General features: G+C 65.9%; 20 protein-coding genes and 1 other annotated feature. Of the genes, 9 read left to right on the forward strand and 11 right to left on the reverse strand.

Features of this window, described 5'->3' with window-relative positions:
• Window positions 1-30 precede the first annotated feature (30 nt).
• Window positions 31-1,509, reverse strand: coding sequence for a SulP family inorganic anion transporter (locus NLI89_RS02690; protein WP_254685601.1), 1,479 nt, complete (start codon window positions 1,507-1,509; stop codon window positions 31-33).
• A gap of 68 nt (window positions 1,510-1,577) precedes the next feature.
• Window positions 1,578-1,633 (reverse strand) — a sequence feature (sul1 is cis-regulatory element that is thought to sense ions involved in sulfur or methionine metabolism; They are found in Alphaproteobacteria).
• 213 nt (window positions 1,634-1,846) lie between these two features.
• Window positions 1,847-2,290, reverse strand: a complete 444-nt coding sequence (locus tag NLI89_RS02695; protein WP_254685602.1) for a DUF488 domain-containing protein — start codon at window positions 2,288-2,290, stop codon at window positions 1,847-1,849.
• A gap of 73 nt (window positions 2,291-2,363) precedes the next feature.
• Between NLI89_RS02695 and trmFO the strand changes: the two genes are divergently transcribed.
• Window positions 2,364-3,731: a methylenetetrahydrofolate--tRNA-(uracil(54)-C(5))-methyltransferase (FADH(2)-oxidizing) TrmFO gene (gene trmFO, locus NLI89_RS02700; protein WP_254685627.1), complete on the forward strand. Its 1,368-nt coding sequence runs from the start codon at window positions 2,364-2,366 to the stop codon at window positions 3,729-3,731.
• Here trmFO and NLI89_RS02705 read toward each other — a convergent pair.
• Together NLI89_RS02705 and NLI89_RS02710 are read right to left on the reverse strand one after the other, a co-directional pair.
• Window positions 3,667-4,137 (reverse strand): EF-hand domain-containing protein, encoded by a 471-nt coding sequence (locus tag NLI89_RS02705; protein ID WP_254685628.1) that lies wholly within the window; start codon window positions 4,135-4,137, stop codon window positions 3,667-3,669. The genes trmFO and NLI89_RS02705 overlap by 65 nt on opposite strands.
• A gap of 66 nt (window positions 4,138-4,203) precedes the next feature.
• Complete coding sequence (locus tag NLI89_RS02710) at window positions 4,204-4,857, reverse strand: squalene/phytoene synthase family protein (RefSeq protein WP_254685603.1); 654 nt, start codon at window positions 4,855-4,857, stop codon at window positions 4,204-4,206.
• A 151-nt stretch (window positions 4,858-5,008) separates the two neighbouring features.
• On the opposite strand from NLI89_RS02710, the gene NLI89_RS02715 reads away from it, so the two are divergent.
• Genes NLI89_RS02715 through NLI89_RS02725 form a run of 3 tightly spaced genes read left to right on the forward strand, consistent with a single transcriptional unit; the run spans window position 5,009 to window position 7,994 of the window.
• Window positions 5,009-6,733, forward strand: a complete 1,725-nt coding sequence (locus tag NLI89_RS02715; RefSeq protein ID WP_254685604.1) for a TadE/TadG family type IV pilus assembly protein — start codon at window positions 5,009-5,011, stop codon at window positions 6,731-6,733.
• Window positions 6,730-7,326 carry a TadE/TadG family type IV pilus assembly protein gene (locus NLI89_RS02720; RefSeq protein WP_254685605.1) on the forward strand — a complete coding sequence of 199 codons (597 nt, stop codon included), beginning with the start codon at window positions 6,730-6,732 and terminating at the stop codon, window positions 7,324-7,326. The genes NLI89_RS02715 and NLI89_RS02720 overlap by 4 nt, the downstream gene beginning before the upstream one ends.
• Window positions 7,323-7,994: a TadE/TadG family type IV pilus assembly protein gene (locus NLI89_RS02725; RefSeq protein ID WP_254685606.1), complete on the forward strand. Its 672-nt coding sequence runs from the start codon at window positions 7,323-7,325 to the stop codon at window positions 7,992-7,994. The genes NLI89_RS02720 and NLI89_RS02725 overlap by 4 nt, the downstream gene beginning before the upstream one ends.
• 38 nt (window positions 7,995-8,032) lie before the next feature.
• Here the strand turns inward: NLI89_RS02725 and NLI89_RS02730 are convergent, their stop codons facing one another.
• Window positions 8,033-9,469: a pyruvate dehydrogenase complex E1 component subunit beta gene (locus NLI89_RS02730; RefSeq protein ID WP_254685607.1), complete on the reverse strand. Its 1,437-nt coding sequence runs from the start codon at window positions 9,467-9,469 to the stop codon at window positions 8,033-8,035.
• Window positions 9,469-10,521: a pyruvate dehydrogenase (acetyl-transferring) E1 component subunit alpha gene (pdhA, locus tag NLI89_RS02735; RefSeq protein WP_056481968.1), complete on the reverse strand. Its 1,053-nt coding sequence runs from the start codon at window positions 10,519-10,521 to the stop codon at window positions 9,469-9,471. The genes NLI89_RS02730 and pdhA overlap by 1 nt, the downstream gene beginning before the upstream one ends.
• Window positions 10,522-10,940: 419 nt before the next feature.
• Between pdhA and NLI89_RS02740 the strand changes: the two genes are divergently transcribed.
• The 3 genes from NLI89_RS02740 to NLI89_RS02750 are packed head-to-tail and all read left to right on the forward strand — an operon-like array spanning window position 10,941 to window position 14,520.
• The gene (locus NLI89_RS02740) at window positions 10,941-12,293 is read left to right on the forward strand and encodes an MFS transporter (RefSeq protein WP_254685608.1); all 1,353 of its coding nucleotides are present in this window, start codon (window positions 10,941-10,943) and stop codon (window positions 12,291-12,293) included.
• The gene (gene cysK / locus NLI89_RS02745; protein WP_254685609.1) at window positions 12,290-13,210 is read left to right on the forward strand and encodes a cysteine synthase A; all 921 of its coding nucleotides are present in this window, start codon (window positions 12,290-12,292) and stop codon (window positions 13,208-13,210) included. Before NLI89_RS02740 ends, cysK begins: the two co-directional genes overlap by 4 nt.
• Entirely contained in the window at window positions 13,207-14,520 is a 1,314-nt protein-coding gene (locus NLI89_RS02750) for a cell wall hydrolase (RefSeq protein WP_254685610.1), read from the forward strand. The genes cysK and NLI89_RS02750 overlap by 4 nt, the downstream gene beginning before the upstream one ends.
• 138 nt (window positions 14,521-14,658) lie before the next feature.
• Here the strand turns inward: NLI89_RS02750 and NLI89_RS02755 are convergent, their stop codons facing one another.
• From NLI89_RS02755 to hisI, 4 genes are read right to left on the reverse strand one after another with little or no spacing between them, the layout of a single operon-like run.
• On the reverse strand, window positions 14,659-16,461 hold the full coding sequence (locus NLI89_RS02755) for an acyl-CoA dehydrogenase C-terminal domain-containing protein (RefSeq protein ID WP_254685611.1): 1,803 nt from the start codon (window positions 16,459-16,461) through the stop codon (window positions 14,659-14,661).
• Window positions 16,462-16,464: 3 nt separating this feature from the next.
• Window positions 16,465-16,917, reverse strand: a complete 453-nt coding sequence (locus NLI89_RS02760) for a MerR family transcriptional regulator (RefSeq protein ID WP_254685612.1) — start codon at window positions 16,915-16,917, stop codon at window positions 16,465-16,467.
• Window positions 16,918-16,949: 32 nt separating this feature from the next.
• A complete protein-coding gene (locus NLI89_RS02765) occupies window positions 16,950-17,450 on the reverse strand; it encodes a hypothetical protein (protein WP_254685613.1) in 501 nt (166 codons plus the stop codon).
• Window positions 17,447-17,809 (reverse strand): phosphoribosyl-AMP cyclohydrolase, encoded by a 363-nt coding sequence (gene hisI, locus NLI89_RS02770; RefSeq protein ID WP_254685614.1) that lies wholly within the window; start codon window positions 17,807-17,809, stop codon window positions 17,447-17,449. The genes NLI89_RS02765 and hisI overlap by 4 nt, the downstream gene beginning before the upstream one ends.
• Window positions 17,810-17,929: 120 nt before the next feature.
• Between hisI and purF the strand changes: the two genes are divergently transcribed.
• Together purF and NLI89_RS02780 are read left to right on the forward strand one after the other, a co-directional pair.
• Window positions 17,930-19,387, forward strand: coding sequence for an amidophosphoribosyltransferase (purF, locus tag NLI89_RS02775; protein WP_254685615.1), 1,458 nt, complete (start codon window positions 17,930-17,932; stop codon window positions 19,385-19,387).
• A gap of 16 nt (window positions 19,388-19,403) precedes the next feature.
• Entirely contained in the window at window positions 19,404-20,114 is a 711-nt protein-coding gene (locus NLI89_RS02780; protein WP_254685616.1) for an SDR family NAD(P)-dependent oxidoreductase, read from the forward strand.
• 81 nt (window positions 20,115-20,195) lie between these two features.
• On the opposite strand, the gene NLI89_RS02785 is transcribed toward NLI89_RS02780, so the two are convergent.
• Window positions 20,196-21,440: an SAM-dependent methyltransferase gene (locus tag NLI89_RS02785; protein WP_254685617.1), complete on the reverse strand. Its 1,245-nt coding sequence runs from the start codon at window positions 21,438-21,440 to the stop codon at window positions 20,196-20,198.
• Window positions 21,441-21,636 lie beyond the last annotated feature (196 nt).

Genomic DNA, 21,636 nt, shown 5'->3' on the forward strand with positions numbered 1-21,636 from the left:
GTATTTCTCGCCCGCCCCAAAGATCGAGCACTAGCCCCCGATCGGATCCATCATCAGCGGGGCATGGCGATCGACCAGCGTGGCACTCGCCGCGTTGAGGCCGATGACCTCGACCTCGCGGCCGTGGCGGCGCAATTTGCCGACGACATCTTCGAGCGCGGCGACCGCCGTGACGTCCCACAGATGGGCGTTGGTCAGGTCGATGCGGACGGCGCGGGCCGTCTCGCGCAGGTCGAAGCGATCGGCGAAGATATCGGCGCTGGCAAAGAATATCTGACCGCTTACCCGGTAGATACGCGTGTCGCTTGCCACGTCGTGATCGATCGCGACATCCATCAACCGCGTGACCTTCCACGCGAAGAATACGCCGCTGAGCAGCACGCCGACGCCGACGCCAAGCGACAGATCGTGAGTCGCGACGGTGACGACGACGGTCGCGACCATCACCACGCTCGACATCTTGGGGTGCCGCGCGAGATCGCGGAGCGAGCCCCAGGAGAAGGTACTGATCGACACCATGATCATGATCGCGACCAGCGCCGCGACCGGCACCTGCGCGACCCACGGCCGGAGTGGGACCATGACGATCAGCAGGAACACGCCTGCGACCATCGTCGAGAGCCGCCCGGTGCCGCCATAGCGGACGTTGCCGACGGTCTGGCCGATCATCCCGCACCCGGCGATCCCGCCGAACGCGCCCGCGGCGATGTTGGCGAGGCCGAGCCCGGTGCATTCGCGCGCCTTCGAGCTGGTGGTCTCGGTGAGTTCGTCGACGACGCTGGCGGTCATCATCGATTCGAGCAGGCCGACCGCGGCCATCGCGAACGCATAGGGGGCGACGATCCGTAGCGTGTCCCAGGTCAGGGGCACGTCGGGCAGCCCGAACGAGGGGAGCGAATCCGGCAGGCGACCGAGATCGCCGACGGTCTTCAGCGGCATCGGGGCCCACATCGCAATCGCGGTGAGGACGACGATGCAGATCAGTGGCGACGGGATCGCGCTGGAGATCCGGGGCACTAGGTAGATGATCGCGAGACCGCCGGCGATCATCGCATAGGCCTGCCAGCTGACGCCGACCATCTGCGGCACCTGCGCCGAGAAGATCAGGATCGCGAGCGCGTTGACGAACCCGGCATGGACCGATTTCGAGACGAACCGCATCAAGATGTCGAGCTTGGCGAGCCCGAAGGCGATCTGGAGCGCGCCGGCGAGGATCGTCGCGACGAGCAGATATTGCAGGCCGTATGCGTGGACGAGCGCGGCGGCAACGAGCGCGACGGAGCCTGCCGCGCCGGAGATCATCGCCGGGCGGCCGCCGGCGAACGCGATGACGATGCCGATCACGAACGAGGCGAACAGGCCGACTTCGGGATCGATGCCGGCGACGAACGAGAAGGCGATGACCTCGGGGATCAGCGCGAAGGTGCCGACCATGCCGGCGAGAACGTCGCGGCGCGCAGCCGTCGGGCCGCTGAACCATTCGGCCCGGTAACGAGAAAGTGATGTCATATGTAAATCCGCATAGGACGCGAGAACCGCGGCGATTGCGCGGGCGGTTCGGTATAAAGGCGTCGTTGCGTTGTCCGGCGGATCGGCGGCCGGAATAGCCACCCGGAATTGCACCGGGTCCAAGCGAGTGGGTGTTCGTTAGCGGAGGGGGTGCTGCAATGCAACATGCTGGGCGGAAGTCTCGCGACTCACGTACCTCCGTCATGCCGGGCTTGTTCCGGCATCCACGGCGCGGCATTCTCTGCAGCGTTTGATCGCGCGGAACCGTGGTCCCCGGAACAAGTCCGGGGTGACGGAGTGGATTGGGCGACCTTGTCTCGGGACGCTGATCAGCCCGTTACGTAAACAAATCCACCACCTCGGCCCCCTCGCCCACCGCCTGCAACAGCAAGGTCCGGTGGCAATGACACGGGTCGCGCTCGAAACACAGCAGCGCGCTGGGTTTCTCCGCGGCGAGCCCGAGCATGATCGCCGCCTGTGCCTGAGCCTCGGGCAGTTCGAGTTGCTCGTCATACACCGCGGTCAAGGTCGCCACGTCGCCCTTCTTCGCCGCATCGCGGCCGCGCTTAGGCGTCCCGAGCGCCTTCAGGTGGACGTAATCGATCTCGACCTCACGCAACGATGCGGCAAGCGACGTCTTAGAAAACCCCGGCCGCCGCGACAGCGGGAGCGCGCGGACGTCGATCACCCGCTCCACCCCCGCCGCCTTCAGCGCGCTGAGGAAATCGGTCATCGTCGTGGCCTCGTAGCCGATCGTGAATATCTTCGTGGGGTGCGTCATGAGAACGAAGTGGGACTGCCCCGCCGACACGACAACCGCTGACAGGACAGGCGTCCCGCGCTATCTGTCCGGAATGACCCACGATATCCATGTCATCGGCGGCGGCCTCGCCGGTTCCGAAGCCGCCTGGCAACTCGCCGAAGCCGGCCTCAAGGTCCGCCTGTCCGAAATGCGCGGCAGCGGCGAAGGCACGCCTGCGCACCAGACCGACGGCCTCGCCGAACTCGTCTGCTCGAACAGTTTCCGCTCGGACGATGCGGAGAGCAACGCCGTCGGACTGCTCCACCAGGAACTGCGCACGCTCGGCTCGCTGATCATGCGGCAGGCCGACATCCACCGCGTCCCCGCGGGCTCGGCGCTCGCGGTCGACCGCGACAATTTCTCGAACAGCGTGACGGAGGCGATCGACCAGCATCCGAATATCACGCTGGTCCGCGAACGTATCGACGCGCTCCCCGACGGCCCGACGATCATCGCCACCGGCCCGCTCACCGCCGCCTCGCTGGCCGCCGGGATCGGCGCTGAGACAGGCCGAGAGGCGCTCGCGTTCTTCGATGCGCTCGCACCGATCGTCCACCGCGATTCGATCGACATGGACACCGCCTGGTTCGCGTCGCGCTGGGACAAGGGTGAGGGCAAGGATTACATCAACTGCCCGATGGACAAGGATCAGTATCTCGCCTTCCACCGGGGCCTGGTCGATGGCGAGAAGACCCCGTTCAAGGACTGGGAGAAGGACACGCCCTATTTCGATGGCTGCATGCCGATCGAGGTGATGGCCGAGCGTGGCGTCGACACGCTGCGCTACGGCCCGATGAAGCCCGTGGGCCTCGACAATCCCAAGACGGGCCGGTGGCCACATGCCGTCGTCCAGCTTCGGCAGGACAATGCGCAGGGCACGCTATGGAACATCGTCGGCTTCCAGACCAAGCTGAAGCACGCCGACCAGGTGCGGCTGTTCCGGAGCATTCCCGGTCTGGAGAATGCCGAGTTCGCGCGGCTGGGCGGGCTGCACCGCAACACGTTCATCCGCTCGCCCGAACTGCTCGACGAGACGCTGCGGCTGAAGTCGCGCCCGAACATCCGTTTCGCAGGCCAGATCACCGGGTGCGAGGGGTATATCGAAAGCTGTGGGATCGGCATGCTCGCGGGGCTGTTTGCGGCGGCCGAACTGACCGGCAAGACGCTGACGCCGCCACCCTATGCGACCGCGCTGGGCGCGTTGCTCGGGCACATCACCGGCGGGGCGGAGGCCGAGACGTATCAGCCGATGAACGTGAACTTCGGCCTGTTCCCGCCGATCCCCGGCAGGACGAAGAAAACCGATCGCAAGCGGATGTACACCGACAGGGGCCGTGCGGCGCTCGCAGAGTGGCTCAACTCTCCTCGGCAACAGCCTGAACCGGTGGACAATTCAGCCGAGCTGGCCCCTTCCGCTTGACCGCGGTCGTGGCGAATTCGGGGGCGGTCATCGCGCCCGATTTGTCACGGTCCGCATCCGCAAACTTGGTCGTCGCCTTGACCGCCCATTCGTCGAACGACAGCGTGCCGTCGCCGTCCACGTCGAGCCGCGCGTAAGCCTTGCGCCGCTGGACGAGATATTCCTCGCGCGTGATCTTCGCATCACGATCCTTGTCGTAGCGATCGAACCGCTTCTGCTCGCGCGTCTTGGCGGTCGCCTCGGGCGCGGCATCGGGTAGCGGATCGCTGGCTACCGCCGCGCCGCCCGCTTGCGATACCGGTTGTGCGGGCAGCAGCGGCCTCGGCCGCGCGTTCCCGCTGAACAGCATGAACCCCGCGACGATCAACGCGATCACCGCCATACCGCCCGCCAGATACCGCCACATCGCCGCCACCCCCATTGCCCAAGCCTGCACGCTAGGCCCCGGATGCGACGATCCCCATCCGATTGGTCAGTATCCGGTCAGTCTGTGCCACGCCAACCGCCCGACCCGCTTCGGGCTGCCCGGTGGCGGCGGTGAATCCGACACGTCGAACCGCGCCGACAGCGCCATCGCCCCGAGCGCACGTCCCCTGCCCGGCCAGCGACCCCGCAATGCCGCGTCGAGCGCCTCGACCGCGCGCGCGCGCGTCAACGCACGGCTGGGCGCGTCGGTCAGCCGCTGTGACAGATCGGCCATCGCCCAGCCCTCGCCTGCCAAACCGATCCGCGCGTCGCTCACCGAGAGGATCAGGCCGGCCAGTTCGAACACCCGCCGTCCCCGATCGCGCGCGAACCGTTCGACGGCCGCGGCATCGAGCACCGGCTCGAGCAGAGCCTCCCACCCATCGGTCATCGCCGCCAGCATCGTCCCCGATACGCCGGCCGGCAGCACCGACGTCTGGAGCGCGGTCAGCACGGGCTCGGCCGGCGCTGGCGCGACATCCAGCCGCCCCAGCGCCTCATACCACCAGGTCAGTCGCATCTGGCCGACCAACGGCTCGCGCGTCGTCCGCAGGATCGCGCCGAGCGTATCGTCGAGCGCGAACAATGCTTTGAGGGCGGGACGTGCGGCGGGGTCGGCGTAGGTCAACGCCAGTTCGCGATCGGGGTCAGGACGGTTCATCGTCCTGCGATACCGCCCCGATCATGCTCGTGCATACCCCCGGCACGACACCGGTCCCGTGATTCATATTGCGCTAACCACGTCCCTTGAGCGGGATTTACGAGATCGCGGTGCAGGACGCGGCGAGATACCGCCCCAAGTCAGGACTGCGATGAACGCCAAGCACGGCAACCCAATCCAAAGGCCGACGACCTTTCTCGGGCGGCTGCGTACCGATGTCCGCGGCAACACGCTGGTGATCGTCGCGTTTGCGATGATGCCGCTGCTCGCCATGGTTGGTTCTGGCCTGGACATGGCACGGGCGTACGTCGCGCGCGATCGACTTCAGCAGGCCTGCGATGCGGGATCGCTGGCCGCGCGGCGGATGCTGTCGGGCGCGACCCTCACCTCCGCTGTGGAAACCGAGGCGAAGAACTATTTCAATTTCAACTTTCCCTCCGGGTCGTTCGATACGGCTGCCTTTGCACCGGTCGTGACGGTGCCGGCGGTCGGCACGGTCAGGATCACCGCCGCGACCGCGGTCCCGACGACGATCATGAAGATGTTCGGCTTCGACACGCTGCCGATCTCGACGAGTTGCACGGCGACGCAGGATTTCGTCGGGACCGACATCGTGCTGGTGCTCGACATGTCGGGCTCGATGAACTGTCCGACGAGCAAGCCGGACGATGCCTGCAACGAGAAGGAGGAGAAGGGTTCCAAGATGCAGGCGCTGCGCGATGCGTCCGAATCGCTCTACGACACGTTGGAATCGGCGCAGGATCAGTTGCACGACAACAACTTGCGGCTTCGCTACGGGTTCGTGCCTTATAATGCGACGGTCAATGTCGGAAAGCTGGTCTATGCAAAGGACCCCAGCTTCATTCGCAATTCGGCGCCTTACCAAAGCCGGGTCCGCACGCCCGGCCCCGGCACGAGTACGGAGGACACCTGCGACGCATTGGACGGCAATTGGACATCCTATGGCGGAGGGGGCAGAGATCCAAATGGCGCCTGTACGAATTACTGGACATACAAACGGGTCACGCTGGACACCAGTGCGTTCAAGACCGGCGCGAACGTCCCGACGCCGGGGGGCGCCAAGTCGACGAACAGATCGACCTGGGCCGGCTGCATCGAGGAGCGCCAGACCAACAACACGACGATCGACGGCGGAACGCTGACCACCGCGCCATCCGACGCGTGGGACCTCGATATCAACATGAAGCCGACCGCGGACGCGAGCCGCTGGGCACCCTGGTGGCCGGAAGCCGAGTTTTCGCCCACGTACCTGCGCCAGTACACGGATGCGAAATACTGTGCGAGCGCGGCCAGCCGGCTGAGGGAATATTACGACGACAAGAAATCGTTCATGAAATATGTCAACGATCTCAAGCCGCTCGGTGGCACCTATCACGACATCGGCATGATCTGGGGTGCGCGGCTGATCTCGTCCGAGGGCCTGTTCGCGTCCGCAACGCCGGTTTCGAACGACCAGAACGATCCCGACAACCCCCGCGTGTTGCGAGGGTTCGCGGTGCGCAAGTTCATGATCTTCATGACCGATGGCGATCTGTCGCCGTACATGGACGTGTACACCACCTATGGCGCCGAAGAGTTGGACAAGCGCGTGTTGGGAAGCTCGACGGGCAACGCAGCGACGTTGAAGGCCGAACAGTTGAGCCGGCATCTTCAGCGCTTCCGCATGGCCTGCAACGCGGCGCGTGCGCAAGGCGTCCAGCTCTACGTCATCGCCTTCTCGACGACGTTGACCGACGACATGCGCAATTGTGCATCGCAGCCGTCGATGGCGTCGGGCATCACCACCTCCGCGGACCTCATCGCCAAGTTCAAGGAGATCGGCACGAAGGTCGGATCGCTGAGGATCAGCCAGTGACGGCCGCCCCCGCCCCGCCGCGCAGTCTTCGTCGAGACACCGGCGGTGCGACGATCGTCGAATTCGCACTGGTCGTGCCGATACTGGTCGGGTTGCTGATGATGATCCTGGAGGTCGGCTACCAGGGCTATGTCACGGCAATGGTCCGCGGCGCGCTGTCGAAGGCCGCGCGCATGACGACGGTTGGCGGCAAGACCTCGACCGACGTGGTCAACACGATCAAAAGCGAAGTCCAGGCCGTCGTCCCTGCGCAATATGTCAGCGTCTCCACGCGACGCTATTACAATTATTCCAACGTCGGCAAGCCGGAGAAGATCACGTCGGATACCGATCCCCGGAACGTCTTCAATCCGGGCGACTGCTATGAAGACGCGAACAACAACGGCCGTTACGACGCCACGCCCGGCGACGACGGCGTCGGCAGCGCAGACGACGTCATCTACTACACGGCAAAGGTCGTCTACCCGAACCTGACCCCGGTCGGGCCACTCCTGTCCTGGGCCACCGAGCGCACAGTGCAGGCGACCACCGCGGTGCGCAACCAACCGTTCACCTCGCGCGGCGAGCCGACCATCATATGCACCAAGCCATGACCGCCACGCGCCCGGATGCCGCCGTGAAGGCCCGGCCCTGGACCAGCATATTCCGCGATACCCGCGGACTGGCCATGATCGAATTCGCCATGGTGACGCCGGTCTTGATCACGCTGGGGCTTGCCGGCGCCGAAGTGACCAACATGGCGATCGCGCAGATGCGCGTGAACCAGATTTCCACCTCGGTGTCGGACAACGTGGCCCGCGTGCGTAACTCGATCAACGAGGCGGACGTGAACGAGGTGCTGTTGAGCGCGTCGATCCTCGGCGGCAGCGATTTTCCCGCCAATGGCCGCGTCGTCGTGTCCAGCGTCGAATCCAACGGCAAGACCGGCGCCGATGCAGGGCAATATATCCGCTGGCAACGCTGCACCGGAGCACTGAACGTCGCTGAGTCGCAGCCCAAATACGGGCTTCAGGACAAGGGGAAGACGAATAACTCGCTTCAGTTCATGGGCACCGCCCCGCGCAAGATCGCGCCTGCGGCCGGCTCGGCGCTGATCTTCGTCGAGGTGACGTACAAATACCAACCGCTGGTGTCGGCACGCTTCTTCGGCACGCCGGTGCTGCGATCGGAGGCGGTCTACAATGTGCGCGAGCGCAACGACCAGACTCTCGGATCGGCGTCGGGGGCCACGGCGAGCGTCTGCACGACCTACGCCGCGTAAACCCTACGGCCGGGATCACCCGGCCATAGGGTTCCAACTTACTTGTAGGTAACCTTCTTCGCCGCCTTCACGACCTTCGCGACGTCGACCAGCATCAGCTTTTCGAGGTTCGCCGCGTAGGGCATGGGCACGTCTTCGTTGGTCACACGCAGCACCGGCGCGTCGAGGTCGTCGAAGCCGTGCTCCATCACCACCGACACGATCTCCGAAGCGATCGAGCAGGTCGCCCAATTCTCTTCGACGATGATCATGCGGTTGGTCTTGGCGAGGCTCTTCAGGACCGTCTCGGTGTCGAGCGGGCGCAGCGTGCGCAGGTCGATGACCTCCGCGTCGATGCCCTCTTCGGCGAGCTTCTCGGCGGCTTCGAGCGAGATGCCGACGCCGATCGAGTAGCTGACGATCGTCACGTCCTTGCCCTCGCGAACGATCCGCGCCTTGCCGATCGGCAGGACGTGGTTGTCGAGCTTGGGGACGTCGAAGCTGCGACCGTACATCAGCTCGTTCTCGAGGAACACGACCGGATCCTCGGTGCGGATCGCGGCCTTGAGCAGGCCCTTCGCGTCCGCCGCGTCATACGGCGCGATCACGATCAGGCCGGGGACGCTCGCATACCACGCCGCAAAGTTGTGCGAATGCTGGGCACCCACGCGCGACGCAGCGCCGTTGGGACCACGGAACACGATCGGGCAGCGCATCTGGCCGCCCGACATGTAGTTGGTCTTGGCAGCCGAGTTGATGATGTGATCGATCGCCTGCAACGCGAAGTTGAAGGTCATGAACTCGACGATCGGGCGAAGGCCGCCCATCGCCGCGCCCGCACCGATGCCGGCAAAGCCGTATTCGGTGATCGGCGTGTCGATGACGCGACGGTCGCCGAACTCGTCGAGCAGGCCCTGCGTGACCTTGTACGCGCCCTGATACTGCGCGACTTCCTCGCCCATCACGAAGACGCGGTCGTCCTCGCGCATTTCCTCGGCCATCGCGTCGCGAAGGGCTTCGCGGACGGTCGTCTTGACCATCTCGGTGCCCTCGGGGATCGCGGGGTCGGAGATGCCGACCTTTTCGGCCGACGCGACGAGCTGCTGCGTGCCGCTCTCGGCCTTGGCAGGCGAGGAGCCCTCCGGAACCGGCGGTGCCTTGTAGTCCGACGGCGTCTCCTTCGGTGCGGCGTTGGCCGCATCGCCGGAGCGTGCCTCGGCCGGCTTCGCAGCCTTGGCGTCGCTGGCGCTCTCACCCTCTTCGAGGATCGTCGCGATGACGGTGCCGACCTTCACATTGTCAGTGCCCTCAGGCACGGCGATCGAACCGATCGTGCCTTCGTCGATCGCCTCGAACTCCATCGTCGCCTTGTCGGTCTCGATCTCGGCGAGGATGTCGCCCGACTTGACGCTATCGCCTTCCTTGACGAGCCACTTCGCCAGCGTGCCCTCTTCCATCGTCGGGGAAAGCGCGGGCATCTTGATCTCGATCGCCATCAGTACTTCTCCACCAGAACGTCGGTGTAGAGCTCGGCGGGATCCGGCTCGGGTGTCTGTTCGGCGAAATCGGCGGCTTCGTTCACGATTTTCCTGATTTCCTGTTCAAGGGACTTGAGATCCGCCTCGGTCACGCCCTGCGCGTCGAGCAGCTTCTTCATGTGATCGATCGGATCGGACTTGTCGCGGACCGCCTGGACCTCGTCGCGCGTGCGGTACTTGGCCGGATCGGACATCGAGTGGCCACGGTAGCGATAGGTCTTCATCTCGAGGATGACGGGACCCTTGCCCGCGCGGACCCACGCCAGCGCTTCCTCGGCTGCACCGCGGCAGGCCAGCACGTCCATGCCGTCGACCTGGATGCCGGGAATGCGGAAGCTCTCGCCGCGGCGATACAGCTGGTCCTCGGCCGAGGCGCGATTGACGCTGGTGCCCATGGCGTACTGGTTGTTCTCGATCACGAAGATGATCGGGAGCTTCCACAGCTCGGCCATGTTGAAGCTCTCGTACACCTGGCCCTGGTTCGCGGCGCCATCGCCGAAATAGGCCATGCAGATGCCGCCGTCGTTCGAGTATTTGTGCTTGAACGCGAGGCCGGTGCCGAGCGACACCTGCGCACCGACGATGCCGTGGCCGCCGTAGAACTTATGCTCGGTCGAGAACATGTGCATCGACCCGCCCTTGCCCTTCGAGATCCCCGAATTGCGTCCGGTCAGCTCGGCCATGATCACCTTCGGGTCGATCCCGTAGGCGAGCATGTGGCCGTGATCGCGGTAGCCTGTGATCACCGAATCGGTCTCGCCGTTGAGCGCGGACTGAAGGCCGACCGCGACGGCTTCCTGACCGATGTACAGATGGCAGAAGCCACCGATCAGGCCCAAGCCATAGAGCTGGCCCGCTTTTTCCTCGAAACGGCGGATCAGCAGCATCTGCCGATACATTTCGAGCAGTTCGTCCTTCGACGCCTCGTAGGGCTTTGGTTCTGCCGGTCGTTCGCGGTTCGTAATCGGCGGTTCGGCGATTGCGCGTGCTGGTGGGGGGGTCTTGGCCACGATGTGGGAAACCTCGTTTTCCGTAGGGGAGTTGAGGGAGCCTATAGGCGCGGACGGGGCGGAACATCAATTCCCGTCTGGGGTATGTCGGTTTTGGGGGCGTGGGATGGGGTTTGTCCTATGCTTCGCGGTTACCAATTCCCAGCAGGCCACCACCCCGGCGAAGGCCGGGGCCCAATTGGGAAGGTTTCAGTAACGATGCGCATCGCTCAGTTGGCGCCGTCCCCCAATTGGGCCCGGCCTCCGCCGGGGTGGACTGCAATATTGGGAGTGGTGGCCATAACGCGCATGCCAAACCGCGGCGCTCACGCCTTCGCGGGAGAACAAGGGAACGAACAGTCCTGGCTTGAGCCGCTATCCCCACCCCAAGCAAAGCTCCGGTTGCCCTCCCCTCGCGCCCGCGCCTAAAGCCCACCGCAATGGCCCCGACGACAGACCCGCACCAGCATCCCCTCAGGATCGCCAATTTCCGCGCCTATTGGCTCTCCCGCTTCACCGGCACGATCGCGGTCAGCGCGATGTCGATCGTGATCGGGTGGCAGGTCTACAACATCGCCCGCGAGACGATGGACATCCGCCAGGCCGCCTTCATGCTCGGCATGATAGGCTTCGCGCAGTTCGTGCCGCTGTTCCTCCTCACCCCGATCACCGGGCTCGTCGCGGACAGCTTCGACCGCCGGTGGATCGTCCGCGGGACCACGACGCTGCTCGTCCTGACGGCCGCGACGCTGTGGCTGCTGACCTGGACCGGCCACCTGACGCTCGGCGTGCTGTTCGTCGCGGCCGTCGCGTTCGGCGTGGCGCGCGCTTTTTCCGGCCCGGCTTATTCCGCCCTCGCCCCCAACCTCGTCCCCCGCGCCGTCCTTCCGACCGCGATCGCGGTGAGTTCGATCGCGTGGCAGGTCGGCACGATCGCCGGGCCGAGCGTCGGCGGGCTGCTGTACGCGATCCACCCGGAAGTCGCGTACGGCGTCGCCACGCTGCTCTTCCTCGTGGCGCTCGTCTTCATGTTCATGATCGGCCCGGTGCCCCAGCCCGCGACGCAGACCGACCACCGCCCCCTCGCCCGGATCATCGAGGGTTTCACCTATGTCCGCCGCAACCGCCTCGTTCTCGCGACCATCACGCTGGACCTGTTCGCGGTGCTGCTCGCCGGCGCGACGTCGCTGCTGCCGGTATATTCGCGCGACATCCTGCATGTCGGTTCCCAAGGTCTCGGCGTGCTCGCCGCCGGCATGGGGATCGGTGCGGCGGTCACTGCCGTGTGGTTCTCGGTCCGGCCGATGAGCACCAATGTCGGCGTGAAGATGCTGATCGCGGTGGTCGTGTTCGGCCTGGCGATCCTCACCTTCGGCATCGCCACGCCGATCGTCGACCTGCTCGGCATCGCGCCCGGCACGATCGCCGGTGTCCCCATCCACCCCGCCTTCGTCCTCAGCCTGATCGCGCTGATCGTCGCGGGCGGCGCGGACATGATCTCGGTCTATGTCCGCCAGTCGCTCATCCAGCTCCACACCCCCGACGCGATGCGCGGCCGGGTCAGCGCGGTGTCGCAGCTCACGATTTCCGCCTCGAACGAGCTCGGTGAGTTCGAGAGCGGGGTGATGGCCTCGCTGCTCGGCCCGGTCGGCGCAGTGGTATTTGGCGGCGTCGGTGCTATTGCGATCACGATCGGCTGGGCGCGACTGTTCCCGGAACTCAGGGCGGCCAAGACCTTTGATCCCCCCGAGATGTTAGAGACCGAACCCCAGCACGGAGAAGCCAAGCCATGAAGGCCAACTCGATCCTCGACACGATCGGCAACACGCCGCACGTCCGCCTGTCGAAGCTGTTCCCCGATTCCGAAGTCTGGGTGAAGTCCGAGCGGTCGAACCCAGGCGGTTCGATCAAGGACCGCATCGCGCTCGCCATGATCGAGGCCGCGGAGAAGGACGGCCACCTCAAGCCCGGCGGCACGATCATCGAGCCGACCAGCGGCAACACCGGCATCGGCCTTGCGCTCGTCGCCGCGGTGAAGGGCTACAAGATCGTCCTCGTCATGCCCGAGAGCATGTCGATCGAACGCCGTCGCCTTATGCTCGCCTATGGCGCGACCTTCGACCTGACCCCGCGTGAGAAGGGCATGAAGGGCGCGATCGAGCGCGCGAAGGAACTCGTCGAGCAGACGCCCGGTTCCTGGATGCCGCAGCAGTTCGAAAACCCTGCGAACATCGCCGTGCATGTTGCTACGACGGCACAGGAAATACTCGCCGACTTCCGCGATACGCCGATCGACGTGATCATCACCGGCGTCGGCACCGGCGGCCACATCACCGGCGTCGCGGAGGCGCTGAAGAAGGAATGGCCGTCGCTGAAGGTCTATGCGGTCGAGCCGGCAGCATCGCCGGTGATCGCGGGCGGCCAGCCGGGTCCGCACCCGATCCAGGGCATCGGCGCGGGCTTCATTCCGGTGAACCTCCACACACAGGCACTCGACGGCGTGATCGAGGTCGACGCGGCGGTGGCCAAGGACATGGCGCGCCGTTCGGCGACCGAAGAGGGCATGCTCGTCGGCATCAGCTCTGGCGCGACGCTCGCAGCGATCCTCCAGAAGCTGCCCGATCTGCCTGACAATGTTCGCGTTCTCGGCTTCAACTATGACACCGGCGAGCGTTATCTGTCGGTCCCGGACTTCCTGCCCGAACAGTGAAGACCGATCTCTCCGCGCGCGGCACCACGGTGCTGCGCGCCACTCTCGTCGGCATTTCCGCGCTGGCGATCGTCGGGCCTGCGCTGGTCGTTGCCAATGCGCCGACGATCGTCCACGTATCTAAGCGGGTCAAACTCCCGCCCGGCCGGGTCGTGCCGCAAGCCGAAGTGCCCGAAGTCGAACCCGTCAAGTTCGTCGACCTCAGCCCGGACGACGCGCGCGCGTTCAACGCGACGGTACCGTTCTCGACCGCGCCCAACCCGGCCGCACGGCCGTTCCGCTTTGCCGGCGGGCCGGAGGATTTGGCGCGCGCCACCGATTGCATGGCGGCGGGCATCCTCTACGAGGCCGGCGACGACACGCTAGGCGAACGTGCAGTCGCGCAGGTCGTGCTCAATCGCTTGCGCCATCCGGCCTTCCCCAAGACGGTGTGCAGCGTCGTGTTCGAAGGGCAGGACCGTGCCACCGGTTGCCAGTTCAGCTTCAGTTGCGACGGTGCGATCACGCGTTGGCACCCCACCGACGACGCCTGGCGCCGCGCGCGCGAGGTCGCGGCTTCGTCGCTGTCCGGGGCGGTGTTCAAGCAGGTCGGCTATGCGACGCACTACCATACCGATTGGGTCGTGCCCTATTGGCAGTCGAGCCTCGACAAGATTACCGCGGTCAACACGCACCTGTTTTTCCGCTGGTCCGGCTGGTGGGGGACACCCGCGGCGTTCGGGCGTCATCCCGAGACGGTCGAGCCGGTGATCGCGCAGCTTGCCGACCTGTCCGACGCGCACAAGACGGGCGCTGCGCTGGCCGAGGCCGATGCGGCGTTGGCGGAGGCGTCGATCGCCATGGGGTTTGGGCCTGTGACGGAGACGACGCCTGCGCCCGCGGTGCCAGTCGATGGCGATACGATCCTCGTAGCCTTGCCCCGCAGCCAGACCGCGGACGGGCTGACGACGCTCGCGGCGCAAGCATGTGGGGACAAGCCGTTCTGCCGCTACATGGCGTGGACCGACGGCAGCAAGGCGGCAACCTCGCTGCCGCTGGCACCGGCCCAGACCGCAGCGTTGAGCTTCAGCTACCTGCGCGATCGGTCGAGCAATTACGAAAAGTCGCTTTGGAACTGCCGCCAGTTCAAGCGCGCCGATCCTGCGCAATGCATGAGGGTTCAGGCGACGCTGACCGCGGTGCCGGTGCCCGCCGCGGTTGCGCCCGCTGGGCCGGTGGCGGCCGAGCTGAACGGGGTCCGGCGAAAGACGACAGTTACTGCCCCGCCCCCGCCGGGAACCATGCCAGCGCCTGCGGCTACGCCAAAGTAGGAAGCCAACTTGCTCCCCTCCCTGGAAGGGAGGGGTTGGGGGTGGGTCGGCCGGCTTGAACCGCCAGCGTCTGGAGCTTGCGGAAACCGACCCACCCCCTGCCCCTCCCTTTCAGGTAGGGGAGCAGAAGGGCCCCGATCAGGCGGCCATGAACATCTCGGGCGGCAGCGCCATCAGCGACTCCGCGCCACCCTCGATCTTGCGACGCAGCGCACCCGCATCCGGAAGAATCCGCTCGGCATAGAAGCGCGCGGTCACCAGCTTGGCGTCGAGGAACGCAGCCTCGCCCTCGCCTGCTGCCTTCAGCTTGGTCGCAGCGACCGCCATCCGCAGCCACATCGTGCCGACCGCGACGATCCCCATCAGGTGCATGTAGCTGACCGCGCCGGCACCCACGTTCTCGGGGTTCTTCATGCCGTTTGCCATGAACCACATCGTCGCCGCCTGAAGCTGGCCGTTGGCCTTCTCCAGCGCTTCGGCGAACACTGCGGTGGCCGGATCGGTCTTCGCCGCGGCGACGTCGTCCGCCACCAGCTTGAAGAACGCCTGGATCCCGCGCCCGCCGTTCTGCGCCAGCTTGCGCCCGACCAGATCCATCGCCTGGACGCCGTTGGTGCCTTCGTAGATCATCGCGATCCGCGCATCGCGGACATACTGCTCCATGCCCCATTCGGCGATGTAGCCGTGGCCGCCGTAAACCTGCTGCGCGTTGGTCGCGATCGCATAGCCCATGTCGGTGCCATAGCCCTTGATGACCGGGGTCAGCAGCGAGATCAGATCGCCCGCCAGCTGGCGCTCTTCCTCGGTTTCGGCATGATGCTCGAGATCGGCCTGGAGCGCGGTCCACAGGATCAGCGCGCGCAGGCCCTCGGTCAGCGACTTGCCTTCCATCAGCATGCGGCGGATGTCGGGATGGACGAACAGCGTGTCCGCCTTCTCCTGAGGCTCCTTCGGCCCGGTCAGCGCGCGACCCTGGCGGCGATCCTGCGCATACTGGACCGCATTCTGGTAGGCGACCTCGGCCACGCCGAGACCCTGCAAGCCCACGCCGAGACGCGCGGCGTTCATCATGATGAACATCGCGGCGAGGCCCTTCATCTCCTCGCCGACCAGCCAGCCGGTCGCCGAATCATAGTTCATCACGCAGGTCGAGTTCGCGTGGATGCCCATCTTGTGCTCGATCGACCCGCAGGTGACGCCGTTGCGCGCGCCGAGCGAACCGTCCTCGTTCACCAGCACCTTCGGCACGACGAACAGCGAAATGCCCTTCACGTTATCCGGCGCGCCCGGCGTCTTGGCGAGCACGAGGTGGATGATGTTGTCGGTCAGGTCATGCTCACCGCTCGAGATAAAAATCTTCGTCCCGGTGATCGCGTACGAGCCGTCCGCCTGCGGCTCGGCCTTGGTGCGGATCAGGCCGAGATCGGTGCCGCACTGCGGCTCGGTCAGGTTCATCGTCCCGCCCCATTCGCCCGACACCATCTTCGGCACGTACATCGCCTTCTGCGCGTCCGAGCCCTTGGCGATCAGCGCGGCGATCGCGCCGTGCGTGAGGCCGGGATACATCGCGAACGCCATGTTCGACGAGATCATGTATTCCTGGAACGCGGTCGACACGACGTGCGGCATCCCCTGCCCGCCATATTCCGGCTGGTTGCCGAGCGTCGCCCAGCCGCTCTCGACATACTGCTTATACGCCTCCTTGAAGCCGTCCGGCGTCGTCACCGAGCCGTCCTCGTGCCGCGTGCAGCCCTGCTGGTCACCCGACAGGTTGAGCGGGAACAGCTTTTCGGCGACGAACTTGCCACCCTCTTCAAGGACTGCATCGACGACGTCTGGCGACGCCGCATCGAAGCCGGGGAGATTGGAATAGCGTGGCAGGCCGACGACATGCTCGAGGACGAAACGCGTGTCGCGGACGGGGGGCGTATACTGGGGCATGGTTTATCCTTGCGGGGTGTCTTGGGCGCGGCTGGCTTCGAGAAGGGCCACGAAACTGGTGAGTTCGTCGATGGCGAGATCGATGTCGCGCTTCTGCGCGGTGAGCAGCGCGATCCGGGCCTGGCTGCGCTCGATCACGACCTGGCGCTGTGCGCGCCGGCCATCGCCGAGATCGTAGAGATCGATCATCTCGCGGATCTCGCCGAGGCTGAACCCGACGCGCTTGCCGCGCAGGATCCAGGCGAGACGCGCGCGGTCGCGGTGCGAATAGATGCGCTGCGTGCCGCGACGCTCGGGCGCGATCAGGCCCTCGTCCTCGTAGAAACGGAGCGCCCGCGCCGTCACGTCGAACTCGGCGGAGAGATCGGAGATCGTGAAGCTTTCCCGGTCATGCCGCGGTTCGATCACCGCGTAGGATTCGGGAGAGACCGGAGAGAGAGATGCTCGTGTCGCCATCCAGAGACAAATAACTCTCGTTTACGTCAACGTCAATTAGCGCAGAGCAACTTCCCGGCAGATGATCGACCACCCGTTGATCGTAACGTCGAAGCCTCCGAGGGCGATTCGCTGATCCGATCCACCGTCACAGCCGCCAGCGATGCGCGGCCGGTGCAGAGCGTATCACAGGCCTCGGGTATTTCGGACGGGAAGACGATCCGGTCGCCGTCGAACCGCGCGTCGAACTTGCACGCGCCGAATGCGAGCTTCAGCGCATCCCCCGAACGCTCGACCGTTCCGGATGCCGCACAACCCTGGTCTTCGCCGTAATCGACGCTGACCCCGATCCGGGCGGTCTTCTCGGTGCCGACGACGCAGACCCGGTCGGTGTCGCGCGCCCACGATCCCTGCAGCGGCGCGTTCGGATCGGGCACAATCCCCGCCGTCTCCGCCGCCGCCTCCAGCCGAGCCCCCGCGCTGTCCGCCACGACATTGGACGGCTCCCGCCCGCACGCGCACAACACCAGTGCGAGCAGCAACACCCGCTTCATTCGGCCGGCACCAGTCTGCCCCCCTCGATCCGCCGGAAGAAGCACGTCCGCTCGCCGGTATGGCACGCCGGCCCCGCCGCATCGGCGATCACCCAAACCGCATCCTGGTCGCAATCGATCCGCAACTCGGCGACGCGCAGCACGTTCCCCGACGTCTCGCCCTTCTTCCAGAGCTTTTCCCGACTGCGCGACCAGAAATGCGCCTCGCCGGTTGCCTGCGTTTGCGCCAGCGCTTCCGCATTCATATGCGCGACCATCAGCACGTCGCCCGACACGCGGTCGGTGACGACCGCTGTCAAAAGCCCGGCGGAATCGAATTTCGGATTGAGCGTCAGGCCCGTGTCGCGGCTGTGTGTCATGCCCCGGATATACCCGAAACCCGTCCCGATGCGACCAGCAGCACGCAATGTTATTACAAACAGGCGACAAGCCCGCCAACCGCTCGTATAGGGCAGCTTCCGCACGACGTGAGATCCGGCATGCAGACGACCAATCCTTTCGATGACGACAAACTCCGCGAAGAATGCGGGGTGTTCGGCGTCTCCGCCACCGATGGCGCAGCCGCGCTCGTAGCCCTGGGGCTGCACGCGCTGCAGCACCGCGGGCAGGAAGCCGCCGGCATTACGACCTTCGACGGCGCCAATTTCCACACCCACCGCGCGATGGGCCATGTCGCGGGCAATTTCGACCGCGACGACGTGATCCGCGCGCTGCCGGGCACCGTCGCCTGCGGCCATGTCCGCTATTCGACGACCGGCGAGACCGCGCTGCGCAACGTCCAGCCGCTCTACGCCGAGCTGTCGACCGGCGGCTTCGCGATCGCGCATAACGGCAATATTTCCAATGCGATGCGGCTGCGGCGCGAGCTCGTCCGGCGCGGTTCGATCTTCCAGTCGACCAGCGATACCGAGACGATCATCCATCTCGTCGCGACGTCTAACTACCGCACGCTGCTCGACCGGTTCATCGATGCGCTGAAGCAGATCGAAGGCGCCTATTCGCTGATCGTGATGACCCCGGAAGGCATGATCGCCTGCCGCGATCCGCTCGGCATCCGGCCGCTCGTGATGGGCAAGCTCGGCGAGGCGGTGATCTTCGCGTCCGAGACGGTCGCGCTCGACGTCGTCGGCGCCACCTTCGTCCGCGCGGTCGAGCCCGGCGAACTGGTCATCGTCCAGGGGTCCGAGATCCGCTCGATCCGGCCGTTCGCACCGATGGCGGCGCGGCCGTGCATCTTCGAATGGGTCTATTTCTCGCGGCCGGATTCGATCGTCGACGATCACTCGGTCTATTCGGTGCGCAAAGCGATCGGTGCGCAGCTTGCGATCGAATCTCCGGTCGATGCGGATCTCGTCATTCCCGTCCCCGATTCGGGCACGCCGGCGGCGATCGGCTATGCGCAGCAATCGGGTATCCCGTTCGAACTCGGCATCATCCGCTCGCATTATGTCGGCCGCACGTTCATTTCGCCGGGCGACAAGGTCCGCCACCTCGGCGTGAAGCTGAAGCACAACGCCAACCGCGCGCTGATCAAGGGCAAGCGCGTCATCCTCGTCGACGACTCGATCGTCCGCGGCACGACCTCGCTGAAGATCGTCCAGATGATGCGCGAGGCGGGTGCCGCCGAAGTCCATATGCGGATCGCCAGTCCGCCGACGCGGCATTCGTGCTTCTACGGCGTCGATACGCCCGAGCGCGCGAAACTGCTCGCAGCCAAGCTCGATCTGGGCGGCATGACCGGCTTCATCCACGCCGACAGCCTGAACTTCATCTCGATCGACGGCCTCTACAAGGCGCTCGGCGAGGCGAAGCGCGCGGATATCCGCCCGAAATATTGCGATGCGTGCTTCACGGGCGACTATCCGACCACGCTGACCGACCATGACGAGGGCGCCGAAGTCGATCAGTTCGCAATGCTCGCCGAACGCGTCATCTGATACTCCCGGAGCGATTATGACGGACAAGCCTCTCGACGGCCGGCTGGCCTTGGTCACCGGTGCCAGCCGCGGCATCGGCGCTGCGACTGCGATCGCGCTGGCGGCAAAGGGCGCACACGTCGTCCTGACGGCGCGCACGCCCGGTGGTCTCGAAGACGTCGAGGCGACGATCCACGCGGGCGGCGGCTCGGCGACGATCGCCCCGCTCGATCTGGCCGAGAGCGAAGCGATCGCGCGGCTCGCGACGGCAATCGGCGACCGCTGGGATGCGCTCGATATTCTTGTGCTCAACGCCGGCATGCTCGGTTCGCTGTCGTCGGTCCCGGCGATCGATCCGAAGGAAATGGCGCAGGTCCTGACGCTCAACGTCAGCGCGCAGGCGGCACTGATCGCGGCGTTCGATCCGATGTTGAAGAAGGCGAAGTCGGCGCGCGTGATCGGCGTGACCTCAAGTGTCGGCCGCAAGCCTCGCGCGTACTGGGGCCTCTATGGCGCGTCGAAGGCGGCGTTCGAGACGCTGCTCGGCGCATATGGCGACGAGATGGCCGAGATCAGCGCCATCCGTACGGCGATTGTCGATCCGGGCGCGACGCGGACCAAGATGCGCGCGCGGGCCTATCCGGGCGAGGATCCGAACTCGGTGAAAGAGCCGACGGTGGTGGCCGACCGCATCGTCGCGCTGGCGATCGAAGGCTTCGAACCCGGCCATTTCGAGCGGGTAGCCTAACCGTTCTCCTGCGGACGCAGGAGCCCAGGATACCAAGCGCCACCGCCCGTTACCCTGGATTCCTGCGTACGCAGGAAAACGCTAGCGCTTCACCAGCGTCACCTGCGCGACATCGATCCCGCCGCCGAGAAACCCGCCCTCGCAATACATCAGATAATACCGCCACAACGCCACGAACCGCGCATCGAACCGCGCCGGCAACCGCCCCTCCGCGACCGCAGCATCGAACGCCACCCGCCACCGCCGCAGCGTCTCGGCATAATGCAGCCCGAACCCGTGTCGGTCTTCCCACGCAAGCCCGCGCGCCTCCGCCAGCGCGCGAAACCGCGGCTCGGACAACAGCACCCCGCCCGGAAAAACATAGCGCTGGATGAAATCGACGCTCCGCGAATAGGAGTCGAAGATCGCGTCGTCGATCGAGATATACTGCAACGCCGCACGCCCGCCCGGCTTCAACGCGCGCGCGATCGCATCGAGATACACCGGCCAATATTCCTCGCCGACCGCCTCGACCATCTCGATGCTCGCCACCGCATCATAGGTGCCGGTGACGTCGCGGTAATCGGTCAGCGCCACGCGAACCCCGTCCAGCCCCGCCGCCGCGATCCGGTCGTCGACCTGCCGCTTCTGCTCGATCGACAGGGTCAGTGCGTGCACGCCGACCCCCGCACGCGCCGCCATCTCGGCAAAAGATCCCCAGCCACAACCGATCTCCAGGATCGTATCCCCCGCCCGCGCGTGCGTCCGGTCGAGGATCGCGCGCAGCTTGGTCGCCTGCGCCGTCTCATGCGGTTCGGCATCGTCGAACGGCTCGGCGAAGATCGCGCTCGAATAGGTCAGGCTCGGATCGAGCCACGTCTCGTAGAAATCGTTGCCAAGGTCGTAATGCGCCGCGATGTTCTTCCGCGAGCCGGTCGGGTCGTTACGTCGCATCCGATGCCACGCCCGCGCCGCCAGACGCACCACGCCGCCCGATCGCGCGGAACTCCCGAGCGAGCGGCGGTTACGCATGAACAGGTCGAACAGCGGCACCGGATCGGAGCTCGACCAGTCGCCTGCCGCCCAGCCCTCGTACCAGCCGACCGACCCCGCCGTCGCGAGCCGCACCAGCGCGCGCCAGCGATGCACGGTGACGATGGGCAAAGGCCCCGGCGCACGTCCGCCGATCAGCCGCCGTGTGCCGTCCGGTAGGCGTGCATCGATCCCGCCGCTCTCCAGTCCTGCGTCGATCCGGTCGAGCAAGCGGTGGAACACCGGCGCGACGACGCGCGAGACCGTGGAAACCTGCGCGGCGGGCACATCATCGAAAGCGGGAACGGCAGTCATCGCGGCGCTCCATGCAACAGGGGCCGCGGCTAGGAAAGAGCCGACGGCGCGGAAACGGCTCGAACGCGATCACCCGCGAACGCCACGTCTGCCCCCTTCCCTGAAAGGGAGGGGTTGGGGGTGGGTCGGGTTCCGCCTGGTCGACCGTCATTGGCTTGAACCGGCCAACCCACCCCCAGCCCCTCCCTTCCAGGGA

It is taken from the genome of Sphingomonas faeni (assembly GCF_024273235.1).
Classification (GTDB): domain Bacteria; phylum Pseudomonadota; class Alphaproteobacteria; order Sphingomonadales; family Sphingomonadaceae; genus Sphingomonas; species Sphingomonas faeni_A.

Coding starts and splice junctions, on each gene's coding strand:
- NLI89_RS02690 (WP_254685601.1), bottom strand. CDS start 1,509: ATGACATCACTTTCTCGTTACCGGGCCGAATGGTTCAGCGGCCCGACG.
- NLI89_RS02695 (WP_254685602.1), bottom strand. CDS start 2,290: ATGACGCACCCCACGAAGATATTCACGATCGGCTACGAGGCCACGACG.
- trmFO (WP_254685627.1), top strand. CDS start 2,364: ATGACCCACGATATCCATGTCATCGGCGGCGGCCTCGCCGGTTCCGAA.
- NLI89_RS02705 (WP_254685628.1), bottom strand. CDS start 4,137: ATGTGGCGGTATCTGGCGGGCGGTATGGCGGTGATCGCGTTGATCGTC.
- NLI89_RS02710 (WP_254685603.1), bottom strand. CDS start 4,857: ATGAACCGTCCTGACCCCGATCGCGAACTGGCGTTGACCTACGCCGAC.
- NLI89_RS02715 (WP_254685604.1), top strand. CDS start 5,009: ATGAACGCCAAGCACGGCAACCCAATCCAAAGGCCGACGACCTTTCTC.
- NLI89_RS02725 (WP_254685606.1), top strand. CDS start 7,323: ATGACCGCCACGCGCCCGGATGCCGCCGTGAAGGCCCGGCCCTGGACC.
- NLI89_RS02730 (WP_254685607.1), bottom strand. CDS start 9,469: ATGGCGATCGAGATCAAGATGCCCGCGCTTTCCCCGACGATGGAAGAG.
- NLI89_RS02740 (WP_254685608.1), top strand. CDS start 10,941: ATGGCCCCGACGACAGACCCGCACCAGCATCCCCTCAGGATCGCCAAT.
- cysK (WP_254685609.1), top strand. CDS start 12,290: ATGAAGGCCAACTCGATCCTCGACACGATCGGCAACACGCCGCACGTC.
- NLI89_RS02755 (WP_254685611.1), bottom strand. CDS start 16,461: ATGCCCCAGTATACGCCCCCCGTCCGCGACACGCGTTTCGTCCTCGAG.
- NLI89_RS02760 (WP_254685612.1), bottom strand. CDS start 16,917: ATGGCGACACGAGCATCTCTCTCTCCGGTCTCTCCCGAATCCTACGCG.
- NLI89_RS02765 (WP_254685613.1), bottom strand. CDS start 17,450: ATGAAGCGGGTGTTGCTGCTCGCACTGGTGTTGTGCGCGTGCGGGCGG.
- hisI (WP_254685614.1), bottom strand. CDS start 17,809: ATGACACACAGCCGCGACACGGGCCTGACGCTCAATCCGAAATTCGAT.
- purF (WP_254685615.1), top strand. CDS start 17,930: ATGCAGACGACCAATCCTTTCGATGACGACAAACTCCGCGAAGAATGC.
- NLI89_RS02780 (WP_254685616.1), top strand. CDS start 19,404: ATGACGGACAAGCCTCTCGACGGCCGGCTGGCCTTGGTCACCGGTGCC.
- NLI89_RS02785 (WP_254685617.1), bottom strand. CDS start 21,440: ATGACTGCCGTTCCCGCTTTCGATGATGTGCCCGCCGCGCAGGTTTCC.